Consider the following 12,049-nt stretch of genomic DNA (forward strand, 5'->3'; position numbering starts at 1 on the left):
CACCGAGTTCCACGATGCGCGGCAGCACCCGTAGGTCGTGCACGGCCCCCGGCCGTGTGCGACATCTCCCTCAACCAACCCCCCAAAAAACCGCCCGCCACCCCGATCCCCCCAACGGATCGCCTTTCAAACGCCCTTCATCGATACGACATCGATAACGACCGCGCCCGCACAATGCAGCCAACACCGCAAAGCCGCCGCCCCGAAACCTCGTCGAAAACGAAAATCCAGTGCATTGAACACCGGCCCTGCGCCGCCGCAACGATGCCTCCCGCAGCCGTCAGGTCGATGAGAAACATCCTGACTTACGCCAGGCCCATACCTTGCGGCTACTGCTTGTTCTGGTACAGGATGAACCGACGGATCTAGGTAAGGATTCGAGCAAACTTCAGGGATTCCTCAAAAAAATCATGACTTGGCGCAACGCTTTTGCACATAGGGAAGCGCTGAAGTAATGCGCGTTTCGTCGGGTTTGAGGTGGCCAATGCCACCAAGAAGCGCGATTGGTGGCCGTTCAAGGCGGCTGTCATCGCTGCTCGCCGGCACAATGCCGTCGTGTCGCTCATTTGGTGTGCTTTTCTGCGGTCTCAACACGCACCTCCCCCTGGGACGGCCGGCAATCGTCGACGAGCCAGTAGCAGATTCGCCAGGCCGAACAGCGCATACAACTGCGCCTCGTTCTTCGCGATGCCGCGGTAGCGCACCTTGCGGTGGCCGAACCGGTTCTTGAGGACGTGAAACGGATGCTCGACGTAGGCACGGATCTTCGCCTTGATGAGCTCGCAGGCTTCCCGGGCCTGAGCGGTTTCATCGTCGCCGAGCGCCCGGCGCGCGCCGCGCTTCATGGCCACATGCCACTTCGTGGTGCTGCCACGATGCTCGGCGCGCTTGCTCACGCCCTGATAGGCCGAGTCGCCGAAGGCGTGTTGCTCGGCGCCATGGAGCAGGTGGTGCGCCTGGGTGATGTCGGCGGCATTGGCGGGCGTGGCGACCATCGAGTGCACCAGCCCCGAGCCGGCGTCCACGCCGATATGCGCCTTCATGCCGAAGTAGTACTGCTTGCCTTTCTTCGTCTGATGCATCTCGGGGTCGCGCGCCTTGTCCCTGTTCTTCGTCGACGGCGGTGCGGCAATGAGTGTGGCATCGACGATGGTGCCCTCGCGGAGCATCAACCCCTGCTCGGCGAGGTGGGCGTTGATCGCCTCAAAGATCCGCCGGGTGAGACCGTGGCGCTCCAGAAGCCGGCGGAACTTCAACAGCGTGGTCGCATCGGGCGCCGCTTCGCGGGCGAGGTCCACACCAACAAACCGCCGGATCGCCTGGCTGTCGTAGATCGCATCCTCGATGCCTTCGTCGGAGAGCCCGAAGCACTGCTGGGCAACATACATCCGAAGCATGCGCTCCAGACCAATCGGCGGCCGGCCGCGACCGCCGCCGCGCGGGTAGTACGCCTCAAGCTCGGCAACCAGCGTCGCCCAAGGGGTGATAGATTCGATCTCCGCGAGGAACCGGTCCCGGCGGGTGACCTTCTTCTTGGCGGCGTACTCCAGATCCGAGAAGCTCGTCTGCATCGGTTACCGTCTCATCACACAGGGCCTTGGCGCATTATCCCAGCCCGCAGGCCCGGCCGGTACAGCCAGGAGCCAATAAATCAGTGTTTCCATAGAGCTCTAAAGTTTTGATACTAAAGACGGCGTTTTACTCTGCTATTTTTCGGGCGGCCACCAGACATTAATTTTGAATGAAGAATTTTGGGATGAAGTTGAAAGCGTGTTCAAAAAATGCACTGAGTATGTGGACAAAATCGATACTGTGCTTTGAATACCTAACCAGTCGCGTAAGGCGGACGGCTTTCAGCCGCCGCTTCGATTAGAGTTAGCGCGAGTAAGGAGATGCAAATGAAAGATGCAGTTCTTGAGGTAGTGGCAAGCTTGGCCGAATCAGATGCTTCGCACGAATGCGCAGAAAAGCGCCGTGGGAAACCGTGCAATACAGGCAGCCGTTGGCGCTGCTGGTCGCGACCACGATCATCTCGCGCTCGGCAGGCTCAAGCCTTCGTCCTTCTCCATCAACGTGTCGTGGAACGCCAGAAACGCACGCAGCTCTTCCGGTCGATGCGCCAGCACCAGGAACACGTTGGGGACGAATCCAAGCTTCTCCTCGACCTCGCGCATGCGCCGCACGAGATCCTCCGGCAGCGACGCCAGGTCGGGGACGGGAAAGCGCGAAATCTCGTTCATCGGTAGTCTCCGTCAGGCCAGCCAGCGCTTGCGGCGGCGGTAATGCTTCACGTTGTGGTAGTCGACGCGATCGGTGCCGCCCAGGTAGAACTCCTGCACGTCCGGATTCTGGCGCAGGCGCTCCGCCTCGCCGCTCATGACGATGCCGCCGTTCTCGATCAGGTAGGCGTGCTTGACGATCTCCAGCGCGGCGGAGGCGTTCTGCTCCACCAGCAACACACTCACGCCCTGCTTCTCGTTGATCTCCTTGATGATGGCGAAGATCTCCTGGACCAGCAGCGGCGACAGGCCGAGACTCGGCTCGTCGAGCATGATCAGCTTCGGCTCGGTCATCAGCGCACGGCCAATTGCCAGCATCTGCTGCTCACCGCCGGAAAGATAGCCGGCTTTGGTCCGGGCACGCTCCTTCAAGCGCGGGAAGTAGGTGTACACCTGCTCGCGCAGCTCGTTGAGTCGCGTGCGCGACCCGCCGCTGCGGTAGGCCGCCAGCAGGTTGTCGTCCGGGGTCAGATGGCCGAAGATGCGCCGCCCCTCCAGCACGTGCACCAACCCCATATCGACCCGCTTCGGCGGGCCCGACCCGACGATGTTCTCGCCCAGGAATTCGACGCTGCCCCGAGTCACTTCGCCGCGCTCGGGCGCCAGCAGACCGCTGATGGTCTTCAAGGTAGTGCTCTTGCCGGCCCCGTTGGCGCCGAGGAGGGCGACCATGTCGCCCTCCCCGACTTCCAGCGAGACCCCTTTGATGGCGAGGAACACCTTATCGTAGACGACCTCGACATTACTCAGGGTCAGCATGCTTATTGCCCCTCTCGGAAGTCTTCAGCGCCCTGCTCGATCTCGTGCCAGACCAGGTCCTGATAGGCGTTGTACCAGTCGGTCTGCGGAACCCACTTCTCGCCGTCCCACTGCGACACACGGCCGAAACCGCCGCCCTGATGATCTTCGGGCGTGAGAGTGATCGGCGCCATAAGACCGTCGGCGTCGAAGTTCTCCACCATCTCGAGCCCCTTGCGCAGCTTGTCGCCGGTGAGCGGCGCGCCGAACTCTTCCAGGGCGAGCCGAGCCCCTTCCACGGAGAGCGCCATGGTGGCGACACCGACGTTGTAGTAGGAGGAGCCGACGTTCTCGGCCTCACCCGCGCCCTTGCCGGCGTCGATGACCTTGTCCTGGATGCGCTGGATCACGGAGTGATCGGTGCCGGGAGCGACGCCCTCGAAGCGCTTCAGGCCTTTCACCCGGTTAGCGCCCACGGATCTGGCGTCGGTTTCCGCGAACCAGACCACCGATAGGAGCTTCTCCGGCGAGATGCCGTTACGAATCGCTTCCCGCGCCGATACCGCCTGGCCGCCGCCGGCTCCCCAGATGAAGACGAAGTCGGGCCGGAAGCGGCGCACGTCGGTCCACACCGCCGACTGCTCGTTGCCGGGGCTCGGATAGGGGAAGCTACGCAGTTCGAAGTCTTTTTCGGCGGCTAGGTCCTCCAGGATCGGCAACGGCTCGCGGCCGAACGGAGAGTCGATGTAGACGTGGGCGATTTTCTTGCCCTTCAACCCGTCGGCATGGTCCTCGATATATTTGGCGAGAATGGCTGCCTGCGACCAATAGGTAGCGAACGCCGGGAACACGTAGGGGAAGGTCTCGCCGTCACTGGCGTCGCCGCGGCCGTGGAAGGGCGTCAGCAGCACCACCTCATCCTGCAGCGCGCGCTTGACGATGGCACGGGACACCGGCGTGCTCAGGAAGTCGAACAGCACCGCGCCTTCGCGCTTGGCACGGTTGTAGGCCTCGATCCCACGCTGGGGCTGGTTGCCGGTATCGCGGACGATGGCCTCGACCTTATGGCCGTCGACCCCGCCTTCCTCGTTGATGAGCGTCAGGTAGTCGCGCTGCCCCTGGTTGTACTCGTCGCTGACGAAGGTGTACACCGCGGTGAAATCCAGGAACAGGCCGAACTTGATCGGCTCCTTGGCTTCCTGGGCCTGTACCGAACCGGCCGCGAAGGCCAGTGCAGCGGCACCTGCGAGTCCTTTGATCAGGTTTTTCATCGTTCTCCTCCTCGTGTGTCCCGGTACGGGATCAGCTCTGGGTATGCCGGAATGGCCACACCAGAAAGTATTTGCGTAGGTTGTCGTAGATCTTGGCCAGCCCGAGCGGCTCGAACAGCAGAAAGCCGATGATCAGGCCGCCGTACACCATCAGCGGGATGTGGGCGGCCAGGTTGGTGGAGAGCTCCAGCCAGCCCGCCGCCGCCATACCCGCCACCAGATTGGTCAGGATGATCGGCAGCAGCAGCACGAAGCCGGCCCCGAGATAGGCGCCGATGACACTGCCGAGCCCGCCGACCAGCACCATCGCCACGATTTGGATCGAGACGTTGAAGCTGAACTGCTCGGGCGTCACCGCTCGATAAAAGCAAAACGCCAGGATGGCGCCGCTGATGCCGCCCAGGAAGGAGCTGGTAAAGAACGCCACCAGCTTGTATTTAAAGGTGTTGACGCCGATCACCGCGGCCGCGAAGTCCTTGTCTCGCACGGCGACCAGGGCGCGGCCCAAGCTGGTGCGCTTGATATTGAGCACCATCAGCGTGACTACCACGGCCCACGCCAGCGCCGCATAGTAGCGTGCCACCAGACTGTCCAACGGCATGAACAGGAAGCTCACGGAAGGCGTTTGCAGGGTTGCCTGAGCGCCGCCGGAGATCGCCGGCACGTTGATGATGACCCAGTCCACCAGGTACTGCATGGCCAGGGTCGCCATCACCAGATAGAGGCCTTTCACCCGCAGCGCGGCGGCACCGAAGATGCAGCCGATGACGGCGGCGACGAAGCCCGCCCCGAGCAGCGCCAGCTCGAAAGGCACTCCGGCCCGCGTGAGATGGATGCTGGTGTAGGCGCCGATCGCCATGACCGCGGCGAAACCGAAGTGCAGCTGTCCCGCGAGACCCATCAGCAGCGTCAGCGACAGCGCCGCCGCGCTCCAGATCAGCCAGGGCATGAGATAGCTGCCGAGGTAGAGACCCGACAGGTACAGCGGAGCAGTCAGCGCGAGCGCCAGCAGCAGGTAAACCTGCCAGCGGTCGGCGGGCAGAGGCCAGAGGCCGCGGGCCGTTTCGTAGCGGGTGTGGTGCACCCCGGACAATCGATAGAACATAGCGCTTAAACCCTCTCGATGTCTTCGCGGCCGAACATGCCGTGCGGGCGGATCAGAATGGTCGCCAGGATCACCAGCGAGGTGACCACGTCACGAGTACCGCCGCCGACCATGGGATCCACGTAGCCTGGGATGACGCTGCCCAGGACGCCGAGCAGCAGACCGCCCAAGAGCACGCCGTAGATGCTGTCGAGGCCGCCCAGAATGACCACGGCGATCGCCGGGAACAGCAGCGCCGACAGCGTCCAGTCGACGCCCTGGACGGAGCCCCAGAGCGCGCCGGCCACTACTGCGGCGACGCCGGCGAGCCCCCAGGACACACCGATGGCGCGTTCCACCGAAATACCCACCGCCCAGCTGGAAACGTGGTCGTCGGAGACTGCCCGCAGCTTAGTACCGAGCCGGGTGCGGAAGAACAGCAGCGACAGGGCGATCAATCCTACCGCCACCACGCCGCCGATCAGGTAAGCACGGTTGATGAACACGTCGCCGATGATGACCGGCATCAGGTTGATACCGAGGTCGAGGCTCTTGGGCGCGGCGCCCAGCAGCCCAGGTCCGAAGCCGCGCAGGAAGATTTCCAGCCCCAGCGTGAGCATGACGATCATGATCACCGGCTGGCCGACCATCCTGCGCAGCAGGAAACGCTCGGACAACAGGCCGAAACCGAACATCAGGACCGCCGCCACCGCCATGGCGAGATAAACCGGCAGCCCCACCCAGGCAGCCAGTACCCAGGTGGCGTAGGCACCGAGCATGACCATGGCGCCCTGCGCCAGATTGGGAACGCCGGCGGACTTATAGATGAGCACGATGCCGAGCGCCACCAGGCTGTACATCAGTCCGGTCAAGGCGCCGTTGATCAGCAGTTCCAGGAAGTAAGCCATATCAGTTCCCCTCCTGCGCCGCAGCCGGCACCTCGCGCACCGCCAGCTCGCGCTTGAGCTCGCCGGTCTCGCCGGTTTCGTAGGTGATGCGAGCCTCGTACTCGACCCGCTCGCTGCCGTCGTACAGCGCAGTGATGATCGGTGCGTAATGTTCGTCGATGACGTTACGGCGCAGCTTACGGGTGCGGGTCACCTCGCCGTCGTCCGGATCGAACTCCTTGTGCAGGTTCGCGAACCGGCGAATCTGTAGCGGCTCCGGCAATACCGCGTTGACGTGTACCAGGATGCCTTCGATCAGATCGTAGACGGCCGGCTTCTGCGACAGGTCCGCGTAGGACGTGTAGGCGACGCCGTTCTCCTGTGCCCAGTGCCCCACGGCGTCGAGGTCGATCGCCACCAGCGCCGTCAGATGGTCGCGATCCTTGCCCAGGATGCAGACGTCCTTGATGTAGTGGCTGAACTTGATGCGGTTCTCGATATAAGTCGGGATGAAGCGTTCGCCACCGGCGGTGTAGACGACCTCGGAGACGCGCCCGAGCACCACCAACTGCCCGTCTTCCTCCAGATAGCCGGCATCGCCGGTATGCAGCCAGCCGTCGCGCAGGGTTTCGGCGGTCGACTTCGGATTGTTGTAGTAGCCGTCGAAGATGTTGTCCCCGCGCATGAGGATCTCGCCGTCGTCGCTGATCTTGATTTCGACGCCGGGGAACGGCCGCCCGACCGTATGCAGCTTGACCGAAGCCGGGTCCTGGGCGGCGCACAGGGCGCAGTTCTCGGTCTGGCCGTAGAACTGACGCAGATTGAGGCCCAGGGCGCGGAAGAACAGGAATACGTCCTCGCCGATGGCTTCGCCCGCGGTGTACGGACGCTCGACCCGAGCGAGGCCAAGCTGATCCTTGATGGGCCCATACACCAGCACTTCTCCGCATGCGCGGCGGAGCCGCTCACCCATAGTCGGCTGATGCCCTTCCATGCGCCGCCGCTCCAGCTCCACCGCGAACGGCATGAAGCGGTTGTAGAGCCAACGTTTGAAGCGCGTGGACTCGTCGATGCCGACCTGAATGCGGGTCAACATGTTCGACCAGGCGCGGGGCGAGCAGAAGTACAGCGTGGGCGCGATTTCGCGCAGATCGTGCAGCGCGGTTTCCTGCTTCTCGGGAATGTTGACGGAAAAGCGCAGCGCCAGCGCCGCTCCGATCGAGAAGATGAAGTCTCCGACCCAGGCCATGGGCAGGTAGGCCATGTGCACCTCGCCCTCGCGGAAATAGCCCGCGGCCGTGGCATTGCGCACGCCCGCCAAGATGTGCCCGTGCTTGAGCGGGATACCCTTGGGCGCACCGGTGGTTCCGGAGGAATGCAGCAGAACCGTCTTGTCGCTGGCGCGAGCGCGGCTCAAAAGGTCGTCCCGCAGCCCGCGCTCGGCTTTCAGGCGCTCGTGCCCGCGCGCTAGCAGTTCGGCAAACGCGATTACGCCTTCCGGTTCCTTGCCGGCCAGACCGCGCGGGTCGTCGTAGATGATCCACTCCAACTGCGGATAGTCTTCGCGGATCGCCAGCAATTTGTCGACCTGCTCCTGGTCCTCGGCAAGCGCGAACCGGACGTGGTCGCGCCGCAACTGATCGGCAATTTCCTCGGGCGTGGTATCGGGATAAGCGGGCGAAGGCACCGCGCGCAGCGCGATCGCGCCCAACATACCGAAATACAGAACTGGGCGATTATCGCCGATCATCAGAATATTGGCTTCCGGCTCGACGCCCAGTTGCTCCAGGCCGGCGGCGAAGCCGGTTACCTGACTCAGGTAGTCGTTCCAGGTGTACTCCTGCCAGATGCCTTGATCGCGCTCGCGCATGGCAATTCGGTCGCCGTGATCGCGGGCATTCTGCGCCAACAGGCTCAGCAGGTGGTCGTCCTCGCGCCAGTTGTGCGCAACCGGCGGGTGCGCGCTTGCTTCCAGGGACTGGATCTCAGGCTGCATCGCTGGTCTTCCCGATATAGGCCGCCACCACGGCGGGATCGTTGATGGCTTCGCGAGCCGGCCCTTCGGCGATCTTTTGGCCGTTGTTCAGGACCAGCACGCGGTCGCATATGGCGGTCACCACGTCCATGTGGTGCTCGATCAGCAGCACGGTCAGCCCGAGCGCCTCCTGGGCGTCGAGAATGAACCGCACCATATATTCCTTCTCTTCTTGGTTCATGCCGGCCATGGGCTCGTCGAGCACCAGAAAGCGGGGCTCCGCGGCTAGCGCCCGCGCCAGCTCGACCCGTTTCTGCAAGCCCAGCGGAATCACCTCCACCGGCTCGTCGCGGGCGCTTTCCAGCTGTAGCAGATCGATGATCTCCTCCACCTTGCGGCGATGGGCGATCTCCTCTTTCTGCGCCCACCACCAGTAGAACAGCGACGCCAGCGGACTCGGGCGCATGTAGATGTGCCGACCCATGAGGATGTTGTCGAGCACGCTCATGCCCTTGAACAAGGCCACGTTCTGAAAGGTGCGCGCGATACCGCGGGTAGCCACCAGGTGCGGCTTGAGCCCGTTTATCTGCTGCCCCTCGAAGCGAATCGTGCCCTGTTGCGGCGGATAGAAGCCGGTGATGGTATTCACGAGTGTGGTCTTGCCCGAGCCATTGGGCCCGACCAGGCCAAGAATCTCGCCCTTGGCGATGGATACGGAGACGTCCTTCAAGGCCTGCAGGCCGCCGAACCAGCGGCTGACGTCCTCGCAGTCCAGGACAATCTCGCGGCTGGCGGTTTCTGCTACCACGCCTGAGCCCTCTTCCGTTGCTTTTGTTTGCAGCCCCCCTAGCGGGAAGCTCCTCCTCTCGTCGCCCTCGCGGGCAGGCCGCCCCCTACGTTGGAGGGCGAGCCAGGTGCCGGCGGCCGCGCCGGCCACTGTTCATGCCGTCTGCGGCGCCTCCAGGCCGAGCTCCGCGATCACTTTCTCCCGCAGCATGAATTTCAAGGCGCCGCCGCTGCTGGCGGGGAAGCTCTCGAAGAAACGGAAGTAGCGGGGAACCTTGTAGTGCGCGATCTCGCCGCGGCAACGCTCGCGCAACGACGCCTCGTCCAGGCTCGCGCCCTCCTGTAGACGCACGCACGCGCACACTTCCTCGCCCAGACGCTGGTCCGGGACACCGAAAACGACCGCCTCGGCGACGCCCGGCTGCTTGGCCAGAAACTCCTCGATTTCGACCGGATAGACGTTCTCGCCACCACGGATAACGACATTCTTCACGCCGCCGACGATGTTGCAGTAGCCGTCGGCGTCCAGCTTCGCCAAGTCACCGGTGTGCATCCAGCCTCCGGCGTCGATCACCTGCGCGGTCCGCTCCGGCTCGCCCCAGTAACCGCGCATGACGTTGTAGCCACGCACGCACAGCTCACCGACTTCCCCAGCCGGCACGATGCGACCGGCGGCATCGACTATCTTGACCTCGGTGTGCGGACGGATGGTGCCGACGGTGGATACGCGCCGCTCCAGCGCGTCGTCGACGTCGCTCATGAAGGAAACCGGCGAGGTCTCGGTCATGCCGTAGGCGATGGTGACCTGCTCCATGTGCATGTCGGCGACTACCTGGCGCATCGTCTCAATCGGGCACGGCGCGCCGGCCATGATGCCGGTGCGCAGGGAGCCGAGGTCGTAGTCGGCGAAGTTCTCGTGCTCCAGCATGGCGATGAACATCGCCGGCACACCGTAGAGTCCGCTACAGCGTTCTGCGGCCACCGTCGCCAGGGCCTGTTCCGGATCGAAGCTTTCGCCCGGGTAGACGATCGTACTGCCATGGGTGAGGCAGGCCATGTTGCCCATGACCATGCCGAAGCAATGGAACAGTGGTACGGGAACGCAGATTCGGTCTTCGCTCGTGAGCCGCAGCGTTTCGCCGATGAAATAACCGTTGTTGACGATATTGTGATGGGTCAGCGTGGCGCCGGCCGGCTTGCCGCCGCTGGCGCTGCTGAACTGGATGTTGACCGGGTCGTCGAAATCGATCTCTTCGGCGGCCTCCGTCAGCCGGCGTCGCGCTGCGTCGTTGGCCTGGCGGAGGACCTCGTCGAATCTCAGCATGCCGAGCCCGCTGCCTTCCGTCTCGCCGAGACGGACGACGATCTCCAGCGACGGCACCGCCTGCGCGCGCAAGCGCCCGGGCTGCGCGGCAGTCAACTCCGGCAGCAGATCCGCGAGCATGGCCAGATAATCGCTGGTCTTGAAGCGATCCTGCACCACCAGCGCACGGGCGCCTACCTGATTGAGGTATTCCCGCAGCTCGCCCTGGCGGGCGGCAGGATTGATGTTGACCAGCACCAGCCCCGCCTTGGCAGCGGCAAATTGGGTTATTACCCATTCGCTTCGATTCTGCGCCCAGACTGCGATCCGATCGCCGCGCTCCAGCCCCAACGCGAGCAGTCCGGCAGCGAAGTCATCCACTCTCGCGGCCAATTCTCGCCAAGTCCAGCGGATGTCCTCGGCTCGGCATACCAGCGCCTCGCGGCTGCCATGCTCGTCCACGACTCGGTCGAAACAGCGGCCGACGGTTTCTCCGTTCAGCGGTTGCTCACTGGCGCCATGCACATAGCTGCGGCTGAGCGGTGTCATGCATCCTCCTGAAAAACCGGGTTTGGGGCTTGTGCCTCCTTATTTTTGTTAGTCGAAGCTAGATGTCGTTTACGTAAGCGTCAACACATTTCGTTGCCGCAACGCAACATGCAACGGGTGCCGCCTCGAGTCGTGCGCTGCCGCCTCTGCCGCCGGCGTTTCAGGTTCCGGCGCCTCGGGATGCGGCGCGAGGGCTGTGACCGCCGGACGCAACGGCGAATTGGGGGCGAGCACGCCGTAGTAACGATGCCGATGTTGCCGGGGCGGCGGGACCAGCGCAGCGATGCGGTCGATCAGTTCTAGCGGCGAGAGGATGATCTGGGTCTTCCCGTCCATGCTTGGCTTGGGCAGGGGGTAGATCAGGCGCTGGGCGTCGATCTCCTCCAGTCGGTCGGCGGCGAAGGGCGGACGGGCGCAATAGCGCAGCAGGCGCTCGAGCCCTGATCGGTTGTGAGCCCCGATGCGTATGCTGGCCTCCAGGGAAAAGCCGCCGCCGTGGTCCCACTGCTCCATCTCCCTGGCTGTCAGCCTAGTGTAGTGCGACAGAATTAACGGAACTCCGGGGTCTCCATCTAAGCGGACTTATTTCGCCAGGGTCGGCCCGCTGGCGGGCGCTCGAGGCTCGGGGGCTTCCCGCGCGCCAGCGGCGGTAGCGTCCCCGGAAGTGTGTAAAAGGCGGTAGGCGGGTCACCGCGGGCCTCCGTAGGATTCGGGTTGTACAGACCTTGAACCCTGGAAAAAGGAGACCCGCGATGACGGAGGACAGGATGGCACTGCTGGCGATGGCGGAGAAGGCCGGTGAGACGGATTTTTTGCGTGATCTGGTCCGGGAGGTGGTCCAGGAGCTGATGGAAGCGGAGGTGGACAGCCGCTGCGGGGCGGAGCGCCATGAGCGCAATGCCGAGCGCACGGATCACCGTAATGGCTACCGCAGCCGGCGCTGGGACACGCGGGTGGGGTCGATGGAGCTCTCGATCCCGCGGCTGCGCAACGCGAGCTATCTACCGGGCTTTCTCGAGCCACGCCGGGCGGCGGAGCAGGCGCTCACGGCGGTGGTGCAGGAGGCCTACATCCAGGGCGTGTCCACGCGCTCGGTGGACGATCTGGTGCGCGCGGCGGGGATGACGGGCATTTCCTCGTCCCAGGTGTCTCGGCTGTGCCAGAGCATCGATGAGCG

11 protein-coding genes and 1 pseudogene are annotated in these 12,049 nt (G+C 63.9%); 1 reads left to right on the forward strand and 11 read right to left on the reverse strand.

Annotated elements, in window-relative coordinates; genetic code table 11:
* Nucleotides 1-587 precede the first annotated feature (587 nt).
* The 11 genes and pseudogenes from G7A99_RS12340 to G7A99_RS12385 all read right to left on the reverse strand — a co-directional run.
* Nucleotides 588-1,571, reverse strand: a complete 984-nt coding sequence (locus G7A99_RS12340; protein WP_163140554.1) for an IS5 family transposase — start codon at nucleotides 1,569-1,571, stop codon at nucleotides 588-590.
* 304 nt (nucleotides 1,572-1,875) lie between these two features.
* Nucleotides 1,876-2,031, reverse strand: a complete 156-nt coding sequence (locus G7A99_RS25950; protein ID WP_205599833.1) for a hypothetical protein — start codon at nucleotides 2,029-2,031, stop codon at nucleotides 1,876-1,878.
* Nucleotides 2,028-2,240, reverse strand: a complete 213-nt coding sequence (locus G7A99_RS24910) for a hypothetical protein (protein WP_205599834.1) — start codon at nucleotides 2,238-2,240, stop codon at nucleotides 2,028-2,030. Before G7A99_RS24910 ends, G7A99_RS25950 begins: the two co-directional genes overlap by 4 nt.
* Before the next feature lie 12 nt (nucleotides 2,241-2,252).
* Nucleotides 2,253-3,038: an ABC transporter ATP-binding protein gene (locus tag G7A99_RS12350; RefSeq protein WP_163140556.1), complete on the reverse strand. Its 786-nt coding sequence runs from the start codon at nucleotides 3,036-3,038 to the stop codon at nucleotides 2,253-2,255.
* 2 nt (nucleotides 3,039-3,040) lie between these two features.
* Nucleotides 3,041-4,288, reverse strand: a complete 1,248-nt coding sequence (locus G7A99_RS12355) for an ABC transporter substrate-binding protein (protein WP_163140558.1) — start codon at nucleotides 4,286-4,288, stop codon at nucleotides 3,041-3,043.
* A gap of 31 nt (nucleotides 4,289-4,319) precedes the next feature.
* Nucleotides 4,320-5,393, reverse strand: coding sequence for a branched-chain amino acid ABC transporter permease (locus tag G7A99_RS12360; protein WP_163140561.1), 1,074 nt, complete (start codon nucleotides 5,391-5,393; stop codon nucleotides 4,320-4,322).
* Nucleotides 5,394-5,398: 5 nt separating this feature from the next.
* Complete coding sequence (locus G7A99_RS12365; RefSeq protein WP_163140563.1) at nucleotides 5,399-6,280, reverse strand: branched-chain amino acid ABC transporter permease; 882 nt, start codon at nucleotides 6,278-6,280, stop codon at nucleotides 5,399-5,401.
* Nucleotide 6,281: 1 nt separating this feature from the next.
* Nucleotides 6,282-8,255, reverse strand: coding sequence for a long-chain fatty acid--CoA ligase (locus G7A99_RS12370; RefSeq protein WP_163140565.1), 1,974 nt, complete (start codon nucleotides 8,253-8,255; stop codon nucleotides 6,282-6,284).
* Entirely contained in the window at nucleotides 8,245-9,042 is a 798-nt protein-coding gene (locus G7A99_RS12375) for an ABC transporter ATP-binding protein (RefSeq protein ID WP_163140567.1), read from the reverse strand. The genes G7A99_RS12370 and G7A99_RS12375 overlap by 11 nt, the downstream gene beginning before the upstream one ends.
* 132 nt (nucleotides 9,043-9,174) lie before the next feature.
* Complete coding sequence (locus tag G7A99_RS12380; protein ID WP_163140569.1) at nucleotides 9,175-10,872, reverse strand: AMP-binding protein; 1,698 nt, start codon at nucleotides 10,870-10,872, stop codon at nucleotides 9,175-9,177.
* Nucleotides 10,873-11,028: 156 nt separating this feature from the next.
* Nucleotides 11,029-11,394: pseudogene (locus G7A99_RS12385) on the reverse strand (transposase); the annotation flags it as partial.
* 230 nt (nucleotides 11,395-11,624) lie between these two features.
* Between G7A99_RS12385 and G7A99_RS12390 the strand changes: the two are divergent.
* A partial coding sequence (locus G7A99_RS12390) for a transposase (protein WP_205599835.1) occupies nucleotides 11,625-12,049 on the forward strand: 425 nt, incomplete at its 3' end.

This window comes from Arhodomonas sp. KWT, from assembly GCF_010993615.1.

What these genes read in the sequence shown, in the direction of transcription:
- G7A99_RS25950 (WP_205599833.1), bottom strand. Translation starts at nt 2,031, where the DNA reads ATGATCGTGGTCGCGACCAGCAGCGCCAACGGCTGCCTGTATTGCACG.
- G7A99_RS12370 (WP_163140565.1), bottom strand. Translation starts at nt 8,255, where the DNA reads ATGCAGCCTGAGATCCAGTCCCTGGAAGCAAGCGCGCACCCGCCGGTT.
- G7A99_RS12360 (WP_163140561.1), bottom strand. Translation starts at nt 5,393, where the DNA reads ATGTTCTATCGATTGTCCGGGGTGCACCACACCCGCTACGAAACGGCC.
- G7A99_RS12380 (WP_163140569.1), bottom strand. Translation starts at nt 10,872, where the DNA reads ATGACACCGCTCAGCCGCAGCTATGTGCATGGCGCCAGTGAGCAACCG.
- G7A99_RS12355 (WP_163140558.1), bottom strand. Translation starts at nt 4,288, where the DNA reads ATGAAAAACCTGATCAAAGGACTCGCAGGTGCCGCTGCACTGGCCTTC.
- G7A99_RS12340 (WP_163140554.1), bottom strand. Translation starts at nt 1,571, where the DNA reads ATGCAGACGAGCTTCTCGGATCTGGAGTACGCCGCCAAGAAGAAGGTC.
- G7A99_RS24910 (WP_205599834.1), bottom strand. Translation starts at nt 2,240, where the DNA reads ATGAACGAGATTTCGCGCTTTCCCGTCCCCGACCTGGCGTCGCTGCCG.
- G7A99_RS12365 (WP_163140563.1), bottom strand. Translation starts at nt 6,280, where the DNA reads ATGGCTTACTTCCTGGAACTGCTGATCAACGGCGCCTTGACCGGACTG.
- G7A99_RS12350 (WP_163140556.1), bottom strand. Translation starts at nt 3,038, where the DNA reads ATGCTGACCCTGAGTAATGTCGAGGTCGTCTACGATAAGGTGTTCCTC.